Annotated in this window: 18 protein-coding genes and 1 tRNA gene; 10 read left to right on the top strand and 9 right to left on the bottom strand. The window is 60.9% G+C overall.

Annotated features, from left to right (window positions below):
• Positions 1-148: 148 nt before the first annotated feature.
• Both urtB and urtA read right to left on the bottom strand, forming a co-directional pair.
• Positions 149-2,116, bottom strand: a complete 1,968-nt coding sequence (gene urtB, locus Q4577_RS11740; RefSeq protein ID WP_244690971.1) for an urea ABC transporter permease subunit UrtB — start codon at positions 2,114-2,116, stop codon at positions 149-151.
• A 79-nt stretch (positions 2,117-2,195) separates the two neighbouring features.
• A complete protein-coding gene (gene urtA, locus Q4577_RS11735; protein WP_303468163.1) occupies positions 2,196-3,479 on the bottom strand; it encodes an urea ABC transporter substrate-binding protein in 1,284 nt (427 codons plus the stop codon).
• Positions 3,480-3,873: 394 nt separating this feature from the next.
• Here urtA and Q4577_RS11730 point away from each other — a divergent pair, with 394 nt between their 5' ends.
• The 9 genes from Q4577_RS11730 (at position 3,874) to ureG (ending at position 9,766) form a co-directional block, all read left to right on the top strand.
• A complete protein-coding gene (locus Q4577_RS11730) occupies positions 3,874-4,737 on the top strand; it encodes an urease accessory protein UreD (RefSeq protein ID WP_303468161.1) in 864 nt (287 codons plus the stop codon).
• A 4-nt stretch (positions 4,738-4,741) separates the two neighbouring features.
• Entirely contained in the window at positions 4,742-5,044 is a 303-nt protein-coding gene (locus Q4577_RS11725; protein WP_244690973.1) for an urease subunit gamma, read from the top strand.
• Positions 5,045-5,087: 43 nt separating this feature from the next.
• A complete protein-coding gene (locus Q4577_RS11720; RefSeq protein ID WP_244690974.1) occupies positions 5,088-5,249 on the top strand; it encodes a hypothetical protein in 162 nt (53 codons plus the stop codon).
• Positions 5,246-5,551 (top strand): urease subunit beta, encoded by a 306-nt coding sequence (locus Q4577_RS11715; protein WP_244690975.1) that lies wholly within the window; start codon positions 5,246-5,248, stop codon positions 5,549-5,551. The genes Q4577_RS11720 and Q4577_RS11715 overlap by 4 nt, the downstream gene beginning before the upstream one ends.
• Before the next feature lie 31 nt (positions 5,552-5,582).
• The gene (locus Q4577_RS11710; protein ID WP_244690976.1) at positions 5,583-6,092 is read left to right on the top strand and encodes a GNAT family N-acetyltransferase; all 510 of its coding nucleotides are present in this window, start codon (positions 5,583-5,585) and stop codon (positions 6,090-6,092) included.
• Between the two features lie 11 nt (positions 6,093-6,103).
• On the top strand, positions 6,104-7,864 hold the full coding sequence (ureC, locus tag Q4577_RS11705; RefSeq protein ID WP_303468160.1) for an urease subunit alpha: 1,761 nt from the start codon (positions 6,104-6,106) through the stop codon (positions 7,862-7,864).
• A 72-nt stretch (positions 7,865-7,936) separates the two neighbouring features.
• Positions 7,937-8,500, top strand: coding sequence for an urease accessory protein UreE (ureE, locus tag Q4577_RS11700; RefSeq protein WP_303468159.1), 564 nt, complete (start codon positions 7,937-7,939; stop codon positions 8,498-8,500).
• Entirely contained in the window at positions 8,490-9,131 is a 642-nt protein-coding gene (locus tag Q4577_RS11695) for an urease accessory protein UreF (protein WP_303468158.1), read from the top strand. Before ureE ends, Q4577_RS11695 begins: the two co-directional genes overlap by 11 nt.
• Complete coding sequence (ureG, locus tag Q4577_RS11690; protein ID WP_303468156.1) at positions 9,128-9,766, top strand: urease accessory protein UreG; 639 nt, start codon at positions 9,128-9,130, stop codon at positions 9,764-9,766. The genes Q4577_RS11695 and ureG overlap by 4 nt, the downstream gene beginning before the upstream one ends.
• Positions 9,767-9,912: 146 nt before the next feature.
• Here the strand turns inward: ureG and Q4577_RS11685 are convergent, their stop codons facing one another.
• The 5 genes from Q4577_RS11685 to Q4577_RS11665 all read right to left on the bottom strand — a co-directional run bounded on the left by Q4577_RS11685 (position 9,913) and on the right by Q4577_RS11665 (position 16,282).
• Entirely contained in the window at positions 9,913-12,135 is a 2,223-nt protein-coding gene (locus Q4577_RS11685; protein WP_303468155.1) for an NADP-dependent isocitrate dehydrogenase, read from the bottom strand.
• Positions 12,136-12,414: 279 nt separating this feature from the next.
• The gene (gene nadC / locus Q4577_RS11680) at positions 12,415-13,254 is read right to left on the bottom strand and encodes a carboxylating nicotinate-nucleotide diphosphorylase (RefSeq protein WP_303468422.1); all 840 of its coding nucleotides are present in this window, start codon (positions 13,252-13,254) and stop codon (positions 12,415-12,417) included.
• A 20-nt stretch (positions 13,255-13,274) separates the two neighbouring features.
• On the bottom strand, positions 13,275-14,846 hold the full coding sequence (locus Q4577_RS11675; protein ID WP_303468154.1) for an L-aspartate oxidase: 1,572 nt from the start codon (positions 14,844-14,846) through the stop codon (positions 13,275-13,277).
• A 5-nt stretch (positions 14,847-14,851) separates the two neighbouring features.
• On the bottom strand, positions 14,852-15,901 hold the full coding sequence (gene nadA, locus Q4577_RS11670) for a quinolinate synthase NadA (protein WP_244690983.1): 1,050 nt from the start codon (positions 15,899-15,901) through the stop codon (positions 14,852-14,854).
• A 295-nt stretch (positions 15,902-16,196) separates the two neighbouring features.
• Positions 16,197-16,282: transfer RNA gene (locus Q4577_RS11665), tRNA-Leu, on the bottom strand.
• A gap of 149 nt (positions 16,283-16,431) precedes the next feature.
• On the opposite strand from Q4577_RS11665, the gene Q4577_RS11660 reads away from it, so the two are divergent.
• Positions 16,432-17,412: a complex I NDUFA9 subunit family protein gene (locus tag Q4577_RS11660; RefSeq protein ID WP_303468153.1), complete on the top strand. Its 981-nt coding sequence runs from the start codon at positions 16,432-16,434 to the stop codon at positions 17,410-17,412.
• 27 nt (positions 17,413-17,439) lie between these two features.
• Here the strand turns inward: Q4577_RS11660 and Q4577_RS11655 are convergent, their stop codons facing one another.
• Positions 17,440-18,171 (bottom strand): peptidase, encoded by a 732-nt coding sequence (locus Q4577_RS11655; protein ID WP_244690985.1) that lies wholly within the window; start codon positions 18,169-18,171, stop codon positions 17,440-17,442.
• 12 nt (positions 18,172-18,183) lie between these two features.
• A complete protein-coding gene (locus tag Q4577_RS11650) occupies positions 18,184-19,005 on the bottom strand; it encodes a transglutaminase family protein (RefSeq protein ID WP_303468151.1) in 822 nt (273 codons plus the stop codon).
• Positions 19,006-19,009 lie beyond the last annotated feature (4 nt).

Below are 19,009 nucleotides of genomic sequence, written 5' to 3'. Positions count from 1 at the left end.
GGCGGGGTTTTTGGGGGGGGCCCGTTTTTTGGGGGGCGCGGGGGGGGGGGGGGGGGGGGGGGGGGGGGGGGGGGGGCGCGCCGCGGGGGCGCCGCCCCCGGAACCCCCGGGATATTTTTGAACAGAAGAAGGAATGGCGTTTTCATGATCAATCTCCTGCTGCCCGGCCTTTGAGGGCGACGATGCCCTTCGGGCGGAACTGAATGAACAGGATGATGAAGAGGATCATGTAGGTCTGGGCGGCGAGGGTGTTCGAGGGGTTGAAGAATTCGATCCCCTTTTGCAGGAAGCCGATCAGGGTGGCGCCCGCAAGCGTGCCCCAGACGTTGCCGACACCGCCAACCACCACGGTCATGAAGCTCTGCACGATGTAATCGGCGCCCATTTCCGACGTCACCTTGGCATATAGCCCGATGGCGACACCGGCGATGCCGGCGATGCCGGAGCCGAGGCCGAAGGTCAGCATGTTGATGCGGTCGGGGTTGATGCCCATCGACGACGCCATGCGCGGATTTTGGGTCACGGCGCGGACCTCTAGCCCGAGGCGGGTTTTCTTGAGGATGAAGAGCAGCAGCGCGAGGAACATCAGCGCGAGCACAAAGATGGCGATACGGATGTAGGAGATCTGCACCACGTCGTTGATCACCCATGCGCCGTCGAGCCAGCCCGGTGAGGTCAGCGGGCGGGCCTGGGTGCCGAAGATGTTCTTGGCCAGCTGTTGCAACGCGATGGAGATGCCGAAGGTGGCGAGCAGGGTTTCCAGCGGGCGATGATAGAGCCAGCGGATCACCAGACGTTCCATCGCAACACCGGCGGCGAAAGTGACGGCAAAGGCCAGCGGCAGGGCGACAATCAGCGACAGGGTGTAATCAGGAATGAACAGCTGCACCACATAGCCGGTGTAGGCGCCCATCATGATGAATTCGCCATGCGCCATGTTGATCACGCCCATCACGCCAAAGGTGATGGCAAGGCCGATGGCGGCGAGGAAGTAGATCGAGGCCAGCGACACCGCGTCCATCGTCAGGTCGATGGTCTGGCCAACGCCAACGCGGGTTTCGACCGAGGCCAGCGCCGTTTCGGCGGCATCGGTGATGGCGGCGTCGGGCTCGTCATAAGCTTCGTAAAACACATGGGCGTCGAGCGCGGCATCGACATCGGCGTCGGTGACCATCTGCGGGACTGTGCCCTCGGCGGCGAGTGCGGCATAGGCTTCTGCGCGGGCGTCATCGCGGCCCAGACGGGCCAGTGCCAGCCCGCCGACACGGCCGTCGACGATATTGGCCTCAAGCGCGGCACGCACATCGGAAGGCGTGACCAATGGCGGCGCAAGATCGGCCGAGACCAGTGCGGCATAGGCCACGTCCCGGTCAATCGTGTCGCCTGCGGTCAGCACACGGGCGATATTCGCGCCCTCTGGCACCTCATTGGCCGCGGTGAATTTCACTGTCAGAATCTGGTTGAGAACTGCGCGGCCTTCGACGCTGAGATCGCGGGACAGGCCCGCGATGGCGGCAATGCGTGCGGCAGTGTTGTCGCCAAAACGCGCGGTCAGATAGGTGACCAGACGCTCTTTGCGGGTCTTCAGGGCGGGATCTGTTTCCCCGGCGATCGACGCGGCCAGCGCCGCAAGCTGTGTCGGATCAGGATTGCGGGAAATGGCATCCAGCGCCTCGCGGCGGCGATTGATATCGGGGTCGGACAGTTGAAACTGGACCAGCGCCGCGCCGATTTCACGACGCACACCGCCGTTGGGTTTGATATTCGACAGGCCATCACTGGACACCGCCGTTGCGACCACTTCGCCGCTGTCAATATCGGTCAGGTCATAGCCATCACCGGATTTGGCAGCATAGAAGAACATGCCATCTGCGTCGCGTTCCCAGACATCGCGTTCCACAAACCGATTGAGAAACCCGGGCACCTGGGGATTGCCGGAGCCCACCAGCGCATCGAGCACCGTACCGATGGAGCGGCGCGACGGCTTGGCGACCAGCGCCTGATGCTCTTGCAAGATGGATTGGATTGTCTGGGCTGGGTCGGGCGAACCGTCCTGAGCCGTCGCCGTGATGGGCAGACACAGCAAAGCCAGACACACGAGAAGAACGCGGTGCATAAGGGGGGCCAATTCTTGCGAGGAAAAGGAGAGCGGGAGCGCGACCAAAGCCGCGCCCCCTGGGAGGAGACCGTTTAGATCAGTAGTTGGATTTGATCTGTACGCAGGTTTCGGTTTCGGTGTTGTACATACCGCAACCCAGATCTTTCCAATCGGATTTCAGAACCGCCGATTCCGGCAGATAATCGGTCCAGGCATCGCCCGGCACTTCCGAGGTTTGGCTGATGATATCGAACTGGCCATCGGCGGTGATTTCGCCAATCAGAACAGGCTTCGACAGGTGATGGTTCACCAGCATCTCGGCGGTGCCGCCGGTCAGGTTCGGGAAGGTCTGGCCATACATCGCGGTGCGCACGGCATCGACATCGGTGGTTTCAGCCTCGGTCGCGGCGTTCACCCACATGTTGAAGCCGATATAGTGTGCTTCCATCGGGTCGTTGGTGACGCGCTCTTCGCCCATGCGGGCCTTCCAGGTTTCGATAAACGCTGTGTTGTCGTCGGATTCTGCCGACTGGAAATAGTTCCAGGCCGCGAGGTGGCCAACGAGGTTCGATGTATCAAGGCCAGAGAGTTCTTCTTCACCAACCGAGAACGCCACAACGGGGATGTCATCCGCCGAAATGCCAGCCGCTGCCAGTTCCTTGTAGAAGCCGATGTTGGCGTCGCCGTTGATGGTGGAAATCACGCCAACCTGTTTGCCGTCGGCGCCCAGCGCGACAACATCCGCCACAATGGTGGCCCAGTCGGAATGACCAAACGGCGTGTAGTTGACGAAGATATCTTCTTCGGCAATGCCCTTGGACTTCAGATAGGATTCAAGGATGTTGTTGGTGGTACGCGGATAGACATAGTCGGTGCCGAGCAGGGCGAATTTTTCAACGCCCAGTTCGTCGAGGAAGTAATCTGTGGCCGGGATCGCCTGTTGGTTGGGGGCGGCACCGGTGTAGAACACGTTTTTCGAGGATTCTTCGCCTTCGTACTGCACAGGGTAGAACAGCAGGCCGTTCAGCTCTTCGATCACCGGCAGAACCGATTTCCGCGACACGGAGGTCCAGTTGCCAAAGATCACGTCAACTTCGTGAACCGACAGAAGCTCACGTGCTTTTTCGGCAAACAACGGCCAGTCGGACGCAGGGTCAACAACAACAGCCTCAAGGTCACAGCCCAACAGGCCGCCCTTTTCGTTCTGCTGCTCGACCAGCATTTCAATGGTGTCTTTCAGGGTGGTTTCCGAAATCGCCATGGTGCCGGACAGCGAATGCAGAACCCCGACTTTGATCGGGCAATCGGCGGCCAGCGCGGGCGTAGCAGCAAAAAGCCCAAGCGCGGCAATGGATGTCATGGTCTTTGTGAAACGGATCATCAATCTTTTCTCCCCGCAGGGTATCTGCCTTGCCATTGCACCGAAATGGGCGCGGACATAGATACAGACCCTGCAACGTCGTTGTTGCGAAATGTGTGGCGGCCGGAAGAATGCCAGTTCAGCGGTCGTCACACGCCCATCACGTCGGTTCATCCCCTCGGCTGAGCACGGATATTGGTTCTGCATTGCGGCAACGGGATCAATTCTGGCGGCGCGTTTTGGCCGCGATCAATGGTTAATGATTAATTTATAGGCACACCCAGCCACACATGCACAATAATTAGTCTAAATTTCCGGCACGATGTCTCGAAACTGCCGCGAATCTGGCCATTCACCGGTTGGCTATGCTCAATACGTGGCAATTCAAGCAACCAACCGGAATCGTCCCATCACCTTGCAACCCCGTCATATGATTGCCCCCGAGGCCAAGACCCGCGCCGGCAAAACCGCTGCCAAAGATCAGGGTCAGCCGCGTACACGTGGCGAAATCATCCTGTCAGCCAAGCAGCGCGGCCCCGACAGCGTGATTGATGGTTTGCGCCAGGTTGGCGCGTACAAGGCGCTGTTCCCGCGCGGACGCGGGATGCTGCAATCGATCCTGATCAATACATCTGGCGGCGTGACGGGCGGCGATCAGCTGGCCCTGACGGCAGAAGTCGGATCAGGTGCCGCGCTGGGCCTGACCACGCAGGCCGCCGAACGCGCCTATCGCAGCCGCGAAGGCGACTTTGGTCATGTCACCACTGCCATCAAGGTGGCCGAGGGGGCGACGCTGCATTGGTTGCCGCAGGAAGTGATCCTTTATGATGGCTGTGCGCTGTCGCGACGTCTGGACATTGATCTGGCGGCGGATGCGCGGCTCTTGCTTGTGGAACCGGTGGTCTTTGGCCGTGCTGCCATGGGCGAATGCCTTACCTCTGGCCGGTTTCATGACCGGATCACAGTCACGCGGGGCGGCCGTCCGCTGTACCGCGATGCGCTGCACCTGGAGGGGGCAATATCGGATCAACTGGCCCTGCGCCCCGTAGCGGATGGCATGGGCGCGATGGCGTCGCTGGTTTATGTCGCGCCGGACGCCGAAACCCGGCTGACCACCATCCGCAGCCAACTGCCCGCCACCTGCGGTGCCAGCCTTCTGGCACCTGACCTGCTGGCCCTGCGGCTGCTCTGCGCGGACAGCCACATGCTGCGCAAACATCTTATTCCCATACTCGACCTGTTGTCGGGCGATACCCTGCCTGTTTCCTGGAGACTTTGACCACATGCAACTGACCCCCCGAGAAAAGGACAAACTGCTGATCGCCATGGCCGCAGAAGTCGCACGCAAGCGGCTGGCTCGTGGTGTGGTGCTGAACTACCCCGAGGCGATTGCCCTGATCACCGATGCCGTGGTCGAAGGCGCGCGCGATGGCCGATCCGTTGCCGACATGATGGAGGCCGGCGCCCAGGTCATCACCCGCGACCAATGCATGGAGGGCGTGCCGGAAATGATCCACGAAGTTCAGGTCGAAGCAACCTTTCCCGACGGCACAAAGCTTGTCACCGTGCACAACCCCATTCGGTAGGGTGGATTTCCAACCCACCGCCCCCCTTAACAGGAGACCCAACATGACCCGTATGCTTGCCCCCGCCCTTGCGCTTACTGCCACGCCCGCGCTTGCCCATTCCGGCGCGCATCTTCACCCGCATGGCGCGGGAAACTGGCTGACCGTGGTGCTGGGTCTGGCCGTTGTTGCGCTGGCAACCGCGCTGATGGTGCGGCGCAAATGATCCCCGGAGAGCTGTTTCCCGCCGAGGGCACGCTGACGCTGAACCCCGGCGCCGAGGTGACAACGCTGATGGTGGCCAATACCGGCGACCGCCCAGTGCAGGTCGGATCGCATTACCATTTCGCCGAAGCCAATCCCGGGTTGGATTTCGACCGTGATGCGGCACGCGGCAAAAGGCTCGACATTGCGGCGGGCACCGCCGTACGATTTGAGCCCGGCCAACGGCGCGAGGTCAATTTGATCCCGGTTTCCGGTGCGCGACGAATTTTTGGCTTTAACCAGCAGGTGATGGGCGATCTCTGACGCGCCCGCGCCCGCATCTCAGGACGCCATAATGCCCCATGCTATCGAGAAGGTTCGCACCGATTCCCAAATCGCCGCCGCACGTGCCATGGTTTGGGAATTCTTTGACGTGCTGCGCGAGCGCTATCCCGACATGCTGGATATGATCGACGATTATATCAAAAATCAGGATGTTGCGGGCGAGCTTGCGGCCTTTGACCGGTTCTTCCTGCCACCGCATGGCGAATGTTTTCTGGCAATGCTGGATGGCGCGCCCGCCGGTCTGGTCATGTTGAAACCGCATGGCGACACCGGCGGCGAAATGAACCGGATGTATGTTCGGGCGTCTGCCCGTGGCAAGGGTCTTGGCCGCAAGCTGGGCGAGGCGATCATCACAGAAGCCCGCGCCCTGGGCTATGACACCCTCTGGCTTGATGCGGTCTATCGCCATGTTGAGGCATTGCCACTCTACGAAAGCCTCGGCTTTGAATATTTTACCGATCCCAGCGTGTTCCACGGCGACGACGATCGCATCCTTCACATGAAACTATCCCTTCAATAGAGAGCCCAGACATGCCCGCCACGATCAAACGTTCCGATTACGCCGCCATGTTCGGCCCCACTGTGGGCGACCGCCTGCGCCTGGCTGACACTGATCTTGTTATCGAGGTAGAGCGGGATTTGACCGCTGAACTGGCCGGCAGCGCCACCTCTGGTGGCAGCGGCGCCAATGCGCTGGCCTATGGTGAAGAGGTCAAATTCGGCGGCGGCAAGGTGATCCGCGACGGGATGGGCCAGGCCCAGACCACGCGTTTGGACGGCGCAGTGGACACTGTGATCACAAACGCACTGATCGTCGATCACACCGGCATCATCAAGGCCGATGTCGGGTTGAAAAGCGGGCGGATCGTGGCGATTGGCAAGGCGGGCAACCCCGACACGCAACCCGGCGTGAACATCATTGTCGGGCCGGGCACCGAATGTATCGCGGGCGAAGGTCGCATTCTGACCGCTGGCGGCTTTGACAGCCACATCCACTTTATCTGCCCGCAACAGATCGAGGATGCGCTGCATTCCGGCCTGACCACCATGTTGGGCGGCGGCACCGGCCCCGCGCATGGCACGCTGGCCACCACCTGTACTCCCGGCCCCTGGCATATGGGGCGGATGTTGCAGGCGGCGGATGCCTTTCCGATGAACCTGGCCTTTGCGGGCAAGGGCAATGCGTCTCTGCCTGCCGCGCTGGAGGAACAGGTGCGTGGCGGGGCCTGTAGCCTCAAACTGCACGAAGATTGGGGCACCACCCCGGCGGCAATTGATTGCTGTCTGTCGGTGGCGGATGCCATGGACGTGCAGGTGATGATCCACACCGATACGCTCAATGAATCCGGTTTTGTCGAAAACACCGTGAAGGCGATGAAGGGCCGCACCATCCACGCCTTTCACACCGAAGGTGCCGGGGGCGGCCATGCCCCCGACATCATCAAGATCTGTGGCGAAGAGCATGTTCTGCCCTCGTCGACCAACCCGACGCGGCCCTTTACCGTGAACACGATCGAAGAACACCTCGATATGCTCATGGTCTGTCACCATCTGGATAAATCCATCCCCGAAGACGTGGCATTCGCCGAAAGCCGCATTCGCCGCGAAACCATCGCCGCCGAGGATATCCTGCACGACATGGGCGCGTTTTCGATCATCGCCAGCGACAGCCAGGCGATGGGCCGGGTCGGCGAGGTGCTGATCCGCACATGGCAGACCGCCGACAAGATGAAGAAACAGCGCGGGCGGCTGGCCGAAGAGACCGGCGACAACGACAATTTCCGCGTCCGCCGTTATATCGCAAAATACACCATCAACCCCGCCATCGCACATGGGCTTTCGCATGAGATTGGCAGTGTCGAAGTGGGCAAACGCGCCGATCTGGTGCTTTGGAACCCGGCGTTCTTTGGCGTGAAGCCGGAGATGGTCTTGCTCAGCGGGACAATTGCCTGTGCGCAGATGGGCGATCCCAATGCGTCGATCCCGACGCCGCAACCGGTCTATTCCCGACCGATGTTCGGCGCTTATGGCCGGTCTGTCGAAAACTCTGCCGTGACCTTTGTCTCTGCCGCCGCCCAAGCCGAAGGAATCAGCGACGCGCTGGGGCTGGCCAAACAGACCGTCGCGGTGACAAACACCCGCAAGATCGGCAAAAAAGACCTGAAGCTGAACGACGCCACCCCGCATATCGAGGTGCATCCAGAAACCTACGAGGTGCGCGCCGATGGCGAGTTGCTGACCTGTCAGCCGGCAGAAGTGTTGCCCATGGCGCAGCGCTATTTCCTGTTTTAGCGCCCCCACCGGCCCAAGCCCTGCCCAACAAAGTTGCCACCAAAGCGCCTGCATTTCTGAAGGACAGCAGTCATGACCCTGCCCGCCACCCAAACCATCGTAACGCGCGCGCATGCGCCCGACTGTCAGGATCTCGTGACGCTGTCTTATGATGATCGTTTCTTTCGCCGCAAGGTGCTGACCACGGTCCAGGGCACGCGGTTTCTGGTGGATCTGGAACACACGACTTCGGTGGATCATGGTGACGCCTTTCAATTGCCGGATGGCACGTTGATCGAGGTGGTGGCCGCCGAAGAAGACCTCTTTGCCGTGACCGGTGATCTGACGCGGCTGGCCTGGCACGTTGGCAACCGCCACACCCCATGCCAGATCGAAGAGAGCCGTCTCTTGATCCAGCGCGACAAGGTGATCGGCCATATGCTGGAACATCTGGGCGCGACGCTGACCGAAGTGTCGGAACCGTTCACGCCAGAGGGCGGGGCCTATGGCCATGGCCGCACCCAAGCGCATGAACATGGCGCGACGGCGCATTCCCACGGGCACGAACACAGCCACGGGCACAATCACAGTCACGAGCATGGGCACAGCCACGCACAATCGCACCAAAACGCCCATGCGCATGACCATGAACACTGATCTTCTGACGCTGCAACAATGGCTTTCGCCGTCCTTTCCGGTTGGCGCATTCGCCTATTCCCATGGCTTGGAAACCGCCATTCACAACGGCTGGGTGACATCCGCGGACGACCTGCGCAACTGGCTGACGCCGCTGTTGGCGGATGGCAGCGGGCGCTCTGATGCGGTGCTTTTGGCCTGCGCCTATCGTGCCGACACGGCCGCCGAGTTGGAGGCGGTCGAGGCCAATGCACGGGCCTTTGCCCCCGCCGCCGAACGGCTGACGGAAGGCGCGTTGCAGGGCGCGGCATTCGCCCGCACGGTGCGCGACGTCTGGGGGTTTGATCTGCCGGACATGATGCTGCCGGTGGCGGTGGGGCGCGCGGCGCGTCTGGCGGGCCTGCCGCTGCACACCACCAGCGCCATGTATCTGCATGCGTTCATCGCCAATCTGACCTCTGCCGCGATCCGGCTTGTGCCGCTGGGCCAGACCGAGGGGCAAGCCGTGCTGGCCACCCTGACGCCGCTTTGTGGTACAATCGCAGACGCAACAGCACAGGCGACGCCCGACGATATTTATTCCAATTGCCTGCTCTCGGATGTGGCGGCAATGACCCATGAAACCCTCGAACCAAGGCTTTTTCGCGCATGACCACGCTAAACGGACCTCTTCGTATCGGCATCGGCGGCCCTGTCGGTGCAGGCAAAACCACATTGACGGCCAAACTGGCCGGTTTGATGCATCCGGGCTATTCCATCGCCGCGATCACCAACGACATTTACACGCAGGAAGACGCCGAGGCGCTGATGCGGATGCAGGTTTTGCCCGGGGATCGGGTGATGGGCGTGGAAACCGGCGGCTGCCCCCATACCGCGATCCGCGAAGATGCCTCGATCAATCTTGCGGCCATCGCCGACATGCGGGCCAAGCATGCGGATCTTGAGGTGGTGTTGGTCGAATCCGGCGGCGACAATTTGTCGGCCACCTTCAGCCCGGAACTGGCGGATTTCACCATCTACGTGATCGACGTGGCCGCAGGCGAGGAAATCCCGCGCAAGGGCGGGCCGGCCATCACCAAATCCGACCTGCTGATCATCAACAAAACCGACCTCGCGCCGCATGTCGGCGCGTCACTGGAGGTGATGGAACGCGATGCGAAACGGATGCGTGGGGATCGGCCGTTTCTGTTTGCCTCGTTGAAACACGGCAAGGGACCGCAAGAGATTTTGCAGGCGATTTGTGATCTGGCCGGATTGCGTGAGTTGGAGGCGATCCCGGCGGAGTAGAACGCCGCAGTCCCGGACTTGATCCGGGACCTCTTCTCAAACCTGCGGGAGGTCCCGGATCACGTCCGGGACTCTGACAGAACCTCTGGAAACGTAAAAGCCGCCCGTTTGACCGGGCGGCTTTTATTTTGTCAGGGCTGATCAACTCAGCCGATTATTGCGTTCAGTGTCGCGCTTGGGCGCATCACTTCGGCTTTCTTTTCGACGCTTGCCAGATAATAGCCGCCGATATCCGCCGCGCCGCCCTGAGCCGCTGCCAACTCGCCGGTGATTTCAGCTTCCTTGCCTGCCAGTTCGGCGGCGATGGGCGCGAAATGCGCGGCCAGTTCGGCATCGTCGCTCTGCGCCGCCAAAGCTTCGGCCCAGTAACGCGCAAACCAATAGTGGCTGTCGCGGTTGTCAGGCTCGCCCAGCTTGCGCGACGGCGATTTGTCATTGTCGAGAATGCCCTGCGTTGCGGCCTCGGCCGCCGTGCCCAGCACACCCGCTTTGGCGTTGCCCTTGCTGTCGGCCAGGAAATTCAGGCTCTCGCCCAGGGCACAGAATTCACCCATCGAATCCCAGCGCAGGTGGTTTTCCTCGACCAACTGCTGCACGTGTTTCGGCGCAGAGCCACCGGCGCCGGTTTCAAACAACCCGCCGCCCTGCATCAGCTTCACGATCGACAGCATCTTGGCCGATGTGCCCAGTTCAAGGATCGGGAACAGGTCGGTCAGATAGTCACGCAGCACGTTGCCGGTGATGGCAATGCTGTCCTTGCCTGCGGTGATGGTTTCCAGCGAGGCGCGGGTCGCCTCACGCGGGGCCATGATCGCAAACTTGTCGGCCACACCTGCCGATTCCAGAACCGGCGTCACATATTTGATCAGCTCGGCGTCATGGGCGCGGTTCGCGTCCAGCCAGAAGATCGCCTCGGCACCGGTCAGGCGCTGACGGTCCATCGCCAGCTGAATCCAGTTCTCGATCGGCGCCTTTTTGGTTGTGCAGGACCGCCAGATGTCACCGGCCGCGACGTCATGGCTGTGCAGTACATCGCCATTGGCCAGAACAACGCGGATTGCGCCATCCGCCGGGGCCTCAAACGTGGTTGGGTGGCTGCCGTATTCTTCGGCTTTCTGCGCCATCAAACCGACGTTCTGCACCGACCCGGCAGTCGCCGGGTTCAACGCGCCGTTGGCTTTGAAGAAGTTGACCGATTCCTCATAGACCGGCGCATAGCAATTGTCGGGGATGACACAGTTGCTGTCGCCCTCGTTGCCATCCGGGCCCCAGCCCTTGCCGCCGGCACGGATCAATGCAGGCATGGAGGCGTCAATGATCACATCGGACGGCACATGCAGGTTGGTGATGCCCTTGTCGGAATTCACCATGTACATTTGCGGGCGGGTCGCCTCGACCGCGGCAATCTCGGCCTGAATCTCGGCGGCATTCGGCATCTCGGCGATGCGCGCCAGAACGTCACCCAGACCGGAGTTCGGGTTCACACCAGCGGCCTCGAGATCGGCGCCAAATTTTTCGAACACCGGCGCAAGCCAAGCCTTGACCGCATGGCCAAAGATGATCGGGTCCGAGACCTTCATCATTGTGGCTTTCATATGCAGCGAAAACAGCGTGCCGTCGGCTTTGGTCGCTTCGATCTGTTCCGCCAGAAACGCCGAAAGCGCCTTGGCCGACATGAATGTCGCGTCAACAACGGTGCCCTCGTCCAGCGGCCAGCCGTCTTTCAGAACCGTTGTCGTGCCATCCTTGGCGACAAATTCGATCTTGGCAGCACCGGCCTGGGCCGCGGTCAGGGTTGCAGAGACTTCGTTCGAGAAGAAGTCATTGCCGGACATCGACGACACTTTGGTCTTGCTGTCGCTCGACCATTTGCCCATGCGATGCGGGTTGGATTGGGCGTATTTCTTGACCGGCTTTGCGGCGCGGCGATCAGAGTTGCCTTCGCGCAGAACCGGGTTCACAGCCGAACCTTTGATGCCGTCATAGCGTGCGCGGATCGCTTTTTCTTCGTCGGTCTGGGGGTCTTCGGGGTAATCAGGCAGGGCATATCCCTTTTCCTGAAGTTCCTTCACCGCTGCCACCAGTTGCGGCACCGAGGCCGAGATATTCGGCAGTTTGATCACATTGGCATCCGGTGTTTTCACCAACTCGCCCAATTCCGCCAGATCGTCGCTTTGGCGCTGATCCTCGGTCAGGTTTTCCGGGAAGGTCGAAATGATCCGACCGGCCAGCGAAATATCCTTGGTGCCGACGGTGATTCCGGCGGCGGCGGCGAATTTGCGGATGATCGGCAGGAACGATGCGCTGGCAAGCTCGGGCGCTTCGTCTACGATGGTATACAGAATGTCGGGATGCTTTGGATCGGCCATGAAATTGTGCCCTTTTCTGACAGTGGAAAACGCGAGCGAAACGCGGGTTGCTTTGGTCGTGACGTCCCGTTTGTGAACGGTTGCCCCGTCCGGGCGCAACCCGGAATTCGCCAAATGACGTCGATTACCGCCGGATTAGCCCAGAGCGCATTCCGTTTCAACAGGACAAAGCCGCGCGGCAGCCCCCGGGCGGGGTCCCGGACGTGATCCGGGACCTCATCGAACGTTTGAAGAGAGGTCCCGGATCACGTCCGGGACTGCGACCGTCGCAAATCGGCCTTAGAAATCGAGTCCCAGATCAAGCGTCTGCGCCGAATGGGTCAACGCGCCGGACGAAATATAGTCCACCCCGGTGGCCGCCACTTCGGCGATGCGGCCCAGTTTCATATTGCCCGACGCCTCAACCACCAAACGGCCCGCCACCATTTCCACCGCTTTGCGCAGGGTCAGCGTGTCCATATTATCGAGCAGCACGACATCTGCGCCGCCAACCGCCAGCACCTCGGCCAGTTGATCCAATGTATCAACCTCGATCTCGACCCGGATCATATGTGACGCATGCGCCTTGGTTGCATCCAGCACGGCACGCACGCCACCGGCGGCCGCGATGTGGTTGTCCTTGATCAGGATCGCATCCGACAGCGAGAATCGGTGATTGAACCCGCCGCCATGCAGCACCGCCAGTTTTTCGACGATGCGCAGCCCCGGCGTGGTCTTGCGGGTACAGGTGACGCGGGTGTCCGTGCCCTTTGTCTCGGCCACGAAACCGGCGGTCAGGGTGGCAATGCCCGACAACCGCCCGGCAAAATTCAGCGCCACACGTTCGCCCGACAGGATCGAGGCCGCCTCGCCCTCGATCTCCATCAACACGTCACCGGGCGCGCAGGGGCTGCCATCGGGGGAATGCAGCGTAAGTTTCAGCGCAGGATCGACCAATCGAAATGCCAGGGCCGCGACCTGCATGCCCGAAACCACACCGGTTTCGCGGGCATTCAGCCGCGCGGTATACCGCGTGCCCGGGGCAATTGTGGTGCGGGTGGTGATATCGCCATAGCTGCCGAGATCCTCGAGCAGGGCATTGCGCACCATTGGTTCCAGCACCAGATCGGGCACAGTCATATGTCCGGTGTTTTGCTCCGTCATCTGGCGTCCTCTTTTGCTACTTTGTCCCGCACCGCCACAGCCTCGGCCAAACTGATTTTGGTCCGTTTGGCTTTGACATCCAGATCCGGGAAATCCTCGCGGAATTGCGCGCCACGGCTTTCTTCGCGCATCAGCGCGGCGGCGGCGATCAATGTCGCGGTGGCGGTCATGTTAAGAAATGTTTCGCTATGGCCCGGCGCCGCCTCCAACCGGGCGATCCCGGTCAGCGCCGAACGCAACCCGGCCGCGTTGCGCACCACGCCCACATGATCGGTCATCAAATGGCGCAATTCCGACACAGCGCTCTCATCGGTCGCTTGCCCGCCCTCTTCGAAATGCAATGCGATCTCGGGCGTGGCCAGATCCGTGCCTTGCAGTGTTTCCGCAATGCCAAGCGCGCAGGTGCGGGCATAAACCAGCGCCTCAAGCAGGCCATTTGACGCCAGCCGATTGGCACCATGCAGGCCGGTCGAAGAAGCCTCGCCGCAGACCCAGAGATTGCCAAGGCTGGAGCGCCCGGTAGAATCGGTGTCGATACCACCCATGTGGTAATGCGCGGCGGCGGCGACGGGAATCGGTTCTACCGCCGGATCAATACCGTTGCGCAGACAGGCGGCGACCACACCGGGAAACAGCGTATTGATTTTCGCGCCCAGCGCCTTGCGGGTATCAAGCATCGGGCGAAGCCCGGCCTGGGTTTGGGAAAACACGGCACGGGCCACAACATCGCGCGGGGCCAGTTCCGCGTCGGGGTGCACCGCCGTCATGAAGCGAGCGCCATCTTTGTTGATCAGCACCGCACCTTCACCGCGCAGCGCCTCGGTCGCGAGGGGGGCTGGATCTTCGCCGACATCTATGGCCGTGGGATGGAACTGGACAAATTCCGGGTCGGCAATTGCCGCGCCTGCTCGTGCAGCCATACCAATCACCTGGCCCCGGATACGTCTTGGGTTGGTGGTCAGGGCATAAAGCCCGCCGGACCCGCCCCCCGCCAGAAGCACCGCCGCACCGCGCAGCAGGATCGGCTGCGATCCCTTTGCATCCGCCCGTTCCAGCATGACGCCCGTTACATCGCCATCTGTGACCTGAACCCCACTGGCGAGAACACCCTCAAGCACCTGCACCGAAGGCGTTGCACGCACCTCGGCGATCAGCGCCTTCATGATGGCGGCCCCGGCCTGATCCCCCTGCACGCGGACAACACGGGCAAAACTATGCGCCGCTTCCCGCGACAGCACGTATCCGCCGGTTTCGGTCCGGTCAAAAGGCGCACCAAGCTTGGTCAGATCAAGGATGTGATCGCGCGCTTCATGCGCGACCTGATCGGCGACAGCGACACTTACGATGCCCGCACCGGCCCGCACCGTATCGGAGGAATGGGCGGCGGCACTGTCCGCCGGGTCCATCGCAGCGGCCACACCGCCCTGGGCCCAGGCGGAACTCGCCCCCTCGCCCAGCGTTTCGGGCGAAATCATCACCACCGGACGCGGTGCCAGTTTCAGCGCAGCATAAAGCGCGCCCAGCCCGGCACCGATGATGATGACGCGCCCGGTGTCAATTGTGTTCACCTGGTTCAGATCCCCAACTTGCGCGACAAGTCGATCATGCGCTGCACCGCCAGACGGGCGTTTTCCGCAACAGCCGGATCAACCTCGACCGGGGTCTGCATGGTGTGCAGCGACCACAGGATTTTCTCAAGCGTGATCTTTTTCATATAGGGGCAGGCATTGCAGGGCTTGGTCAGATCAACTTCCGGCAATTCCTCGGCCACGTTGGCGGCCATCGAACATTCGGTGACCAGCAGCACCTGCTCGGGCCGGTTTTGCCGAACCCAGTCGATCATACCCGTGGTCGAACCGGTGAAATCGGCCTCGGCCACCACTTCGGGTTTGCATTCCGGGTGTGCCACAATCTTCGTACCAGGATTGGCGGCCCGGTAATCGCGCATCTCTTGCGCCGAATATTTCTCGTGCACCACGCATTCACCGGCCCAATAGACCACATTCTTGGTCGATTGCGCGGCAACGTTCTGGGCCAGAAACTGATCCGGGGTCATGATGACGGTGTCGCTGTCCATCGCCTCGACGATTTGCAACGCATTGGCAGAGGTGCAGCAGATGTCAGAGGCGGCTTTGACCTCGGCGGTGGTGTTCACATAGCTGACCACCGGCGCGCCGGGGTATTTCGCCCGCATCTCGGCAATGCCATCAGCGGTGATCGATTCCGCCAGCGAACATCCCGCGCCCATATCGGGCATCAGAACCGTTTTGGACGGGTTCAGGATCTTCGACGTTTCCGCCATGAAATGCACACCGCATTGCACGATCACATCGGCCTCGACCTCAACCGCCTTGATCGCCAGCGCCAGACTGTCGCCCACAAAGTCGGAAATGCCGTGGAAAATTTCGGGCGTCATATAGTTATGCGCCAGAATGACCGCGTTCTTTTCCTTTTTCAGCTTGTTGATCGCTGCGACATAGGGCGCATGGGTCGCCCAATCGGGAAAAGGCACCGCGCGGGCCATTTTCGCATGCAGATCGGACATGGATGCCGCAAGATCAACATTTGGGGCAAGATCATATTGCTCAGCAAGCGTGCTGCGCATTTCTACATGGTCCAACATCGGCGTGTTCCTTTGCCTGTTTCCGGCGGCATTTATGCCCCCAATGGGGAGGAACGCCATACTTATGCGCTTCATGACGCAAGGTCAAAACCATATCGGGGGGAAAAATACACCGATTTCGCCCCTGTTTGCGGTATCAGCTCTGCAATCCGCGCAATCGGCGCATGACTTGATCCAAGGGTAAGGCGAGCACCACGAAGCACCAGCGTGCACCATGCGGCGGGAAAGGCGATACACCTATCTGGCCCCCGAAGTCGGGTGCTACAGAATGTGGCAAAAGCGGCAAAGCCGACTTTGGTGCCCAGGAGAGGACTCGAACCTCCACGTCCTTGCGAACACTAGCACCTGAAGCTAGCGCGTCTACCATTCCGCCACCTGGGCAGGTGTCGTGAAGCAGGCGTTTAATGTGAGCCTCGGGGCGTGTCAACGCAGAATCTGAAAGAATTGCACAAGAAGGTGCTGCTATTCGCCTTGTCACGTCCCTGCCCCGGCGATATTCCCTGTAAAGACACAGAAAACACGAGGCTCCCATGTCCAAACTGGTCACGATCTACGGCGGTTCCGGCTTTTTGGGCCGATACATTGCGCGACGCATGGCCAAAGAGGGCTGGCGCGTCCGTGTGGCGGTCCGTCGCCCGAATGAGGCGATGTTTGTTCGCCCCTATGGCGCGGTCGGTCAGGTCGAGCCTGTGCTGTGCAATATTCGCGATGACAACTCTGTGCGGGCGGTGATGCAGGGCGCCGATGCGGTGGTGAACTGTGTCGGCACATTCGACGCCAAGGGCCGCAACAATTTTGACGCGGTTCAGGTCGAAGGCGCGGAACGTATCGCCCGCATCGCGGCGGAAACCGGTGTGGACCGCATGGTTCATACCTCGGCCATTGGTGCCGACGCCGCGGCCGATAGCGACTATCAACGTACAAAGGCCGAAGGCGAGGCCGCGGTGCTGGCGCATATGCCGGATGCCATGATCCTGCGCCCTTCGATCATGTTCGGGCAAGAAGACGGATTCTTTAACCGCTTTGCCAGCATGTCACGTCTGGGGCCGGTTCTGCCGGTTGTGGGGGCGGACACGAAATTTCAGCCGGTCTATGTTGATGACGTCGCAAAAGCCGCGGTCATGGGCGTGAAGGGCGAGGCCAGCGGCGTTTACGAGCTTGGCGGGCCAGAGGTCGCGACCTTCCGCGCGTTGATGCAGGAAATGCTGACTGTGATCCGCCGTCGCAAGCTGATCCTGAACGTGCCGTTTGGCGTGGCGCACATGATGGCCTGGGGATTTGACGCCGCATCCAGCCTGACGCTGGGATTGTTCCACAATGGCATCCTGACCCGTGATCAGGTGAAATCGCTGAAAACCGACAATGTGGTGTCCGGCGGGGCCAAGGGCCTGAGCGATCTGGGCATTCGCCCCACCGCCACCGAAGCCGTGTTGTCGGATTACCTCTGGCGGTTCCGGCCCTCGGGCCAATATGACGCCATCAAGGAATCGGCAGGCAAACTGGGGGCGTAAGCGCCCCCAATTGGCATTTGGCTTGGCTCAGAGCTCGAAGCGCGGCAAGCTGTCGAGCGCGTTTTTCAACGCATCGCCCCAGCCCTGACTGATTTGTTGGAATCGCGGGTCTTCCAGCTCGATCCGCCCCACCAGGCCGGTTTTCATGCTGTCGGTGTCATAGAAATGATAATCGAACGGCGCGCCGACCGACAGATTGGCCTTGACCGTCGAATCAAAGCTGACAAGCATCAGCCGCATCGCATCGCCAAAGTCCATCGCCGGATCAAACGCCCGCACCAGGATCGGGCGGCCATATTTGGTTTCACCCATCTGGAAATACGGGGTGTCGGTGCCAGCCTCGATAAAGTTGCCCTCTGGATAGATCAGGAACAACCGGGGTGGCCCGCCCTTGATCTGGCCGCCCAGAAGCATCGTGGCGTTGAACCCCGAGCTTGCGTTCTGGCCCGCCATTTCATGTTCGCTGATCACCTCGCGCAGGGTATCGGACACCAGCCGCGCGACCTGAAACATTGATGGCAATTCCAACAGCTTGGGATTGCGATCATCATGCGCCTTGGTGCGTTCATCCAACAGCGACACAACCGCCTGGGTCGTTGCCAGATTGCCGGCACTCAACAGGGTGATCGACCGTTCGCCGGGGGTTTCCCAGATGTTCATCTTGCGAAAGGTCGAAATATTGTCGAGCCCGGCATTGGTCCGGGTATCGGACATGAAAACGATGCCGCGATCAAGCAACATGGCGAGACAATAGGTCATCAGACGGGGCCTTTACTGCTGAAACTGGCTTTGCGCCCCCGATTGGGCGATGGCGATTTCGACCGCCAGCGCCTCTTGGCCGCCACCGATACGCGTGCCTGTTACAGGCGCGGCATCGGAATAATCAAGCCCTGTCGCAACCCGCACGTAACGTTCATCCGGCGATTGTTTGTTCGAAACATCGAAACCAACCCAGCCAAGCCCTTCAACATGGGCCTCGGCCCAGGCATGCATGGCATCCTGTTCGGTGGTGTGATCCAGCATCAAATAGCCCGAAACATAACGCGCAGGCAGCCCCATTTCACGGGCCCCCGCCAGGAAGATATGGGCGTGATCCTGACAGACGCCGGTTCCGGCCTCGATCGCCTGCTCGGCATTCCAGGCCGAATCGGACGACCCGGTCTTGTATTCAACCCGGTCATAGATCAGCCCCATGAGCCAATGCAGCCGATCAAGGTCACTGTCACCTTCCAGCCCAGTCACCAGCTCGCGGACACCGACGCCCGCACGGGTGCGCGGTGTGACCCGCGCATACATCCAAAGCGGCGACGGACCGGGATGAGGGCCAACAACCCCGTGATTTTCATGGATATCGACCTCGCCGGTGGAATGCATCACCACCTCTTCGATGTCCTTGTCCAGATTGATCAGGGTCACGGTATTGTTGTGATGGTCCTCAAAGCTCAGCTCCTCGTGACCGCCCTCGATCTGGGTGGTCCAGCTCACAACCTCCTGATTGTGGCTGGATTTCGGCATATTGCGCAATTGCTGCAATCCGTAAACCACAGGGGTATCAAACCGATAGCGCGTCGTGTGGGTGATTTTCAGTCGCATATAT

The organism is Marinovum sp. 2_MG-2023, from assembly GCF_030548265.1.
Classification (GTDB): Bacteria; Pseudomonadota; Alphaproteobacteria; order Rhodobacterales; family Rhodobacteraceae; genus Marinovum.
This window is presented reverse-complemented; position numbering and strand designations above follow the sequence as displayed.

What these genes read in the sequence shown, in the direction of transcription:
- Q4577_RS11685 (WP_303468155.1), bottom strand. Translation starts at nt 12,135, where the DNA reads ATGGCCGATCCAAAGCATCCCGACATTCTGTATACCATCGTAGACGAA.
- Q4577_RS11725 (WP_244690973.1), top strand. Translation starts at nt 4,742, where the DNA reads ATGCAACTGACCCCCCGAGAAAAGGACAAACTGCTGATCGCCATGGCC.
- Q4577_RS11715 (WP_244690975.1), top strand. Translation starts at nt 5,246, where the DNA reads ATGATCCCCGGAGAGCTGTTTCCCGCCGAGGGCACGCTGACGCTGAAC.
- Q4577_RS11695 (WP_303468158.1), top strand. Translation starts at nt 8,490, where the DNA reads ATGAACACTGATCTTCTGACGCTGCAACAATGGCTTTCGCCGTCCTTT.
- Q4577_RS11650 (WP_303468151.1), bottom strand. Translation starts at nt 19,005, where the DNA reads ATGCGACTGAAAATCACCCACACGACGCGCTATCGGTTTGATACCCCT.
- Q4577_RS11655 (WP_244690985.1), bottom strand. Translation starts at nt 18,171, where the DNA reads ATGACCTATTGTCTCGCCATGTTGCTTGATCGCGGCATCGTTTTCATG.
- Q4577_RS11660 (WP_303468153.1), top strand. Translation starts at nt 16,432, where the DNA reads ATGTCCAAACTGGTCACGATCTACGGCGGTTCCGGCTTTTTGGGCCGA.
- urtA (WP_303468163.1), bottom strand. Translation starts at nt 3,479, where the DNA reads ATGATCCGTTTCACAAAGACCATGACATCCATTGCCGCGCTTGGGCTT.
- Q4577_RS11710 (WP_244690976.1), top strand. Translation starts at nt 5,583, where the DNA reads ATGCCCCATGCTATCGAGAAGGTTCGCACCGATTCCCAAATCGCCGCC.
- nadA (WP_244690983.1), bottom strand. Translation starts at nt 15,901, where the DNA reads ATGTTGGACCATGTAGAAATGCGCAGCACGCTTGCTGAGCAATATGAT.
- ureC (WP_303468160.1), top strand. Translation starts at nt 6,104, where the DNA reads ATGCCCGCCACGATCAAACGTTCCGATTACGCCGCCATGTTCGGCCCC.
- nadC (WP_303468422.1), bottom strand. Translation starts at nt 13,254, where the DNA reads ATGACTGTGCCCGATCTGGTGCTGGAACCAATGGTGCGCAATGCCCTG.
- urtB (WP_244690971.1), bottom strand. Translation starts at nt 2,116, where the DNA reads ATGCACCGCGTTCTTCTCGTGTGTCTGGCTTTGCTGTGTCTGCCCATC.
- ureE (WP_303468159.1), top strand. Translation starts at nt 7,937, where the DNA reads ATGACCCTGCCCGCCACCCAAACCATCGTAACGCGCGCGCATGCGCCC.
- Q4577_RS11720 (WP_244690974.1), top strand. Translation starts at nt 5,088, where the DNA reads ATGACCCGTATGCTTGCCCCCGCCCTTGCGCTTACTGCCACGCCCGCG.
- ureG (WP_303468156.1), top strand. Translation starts at nt 9,128, where the DNA reads ATGACCACGCTAAACGGACCTCTTCGTATCGGCATCGGCGGCCCTGTC.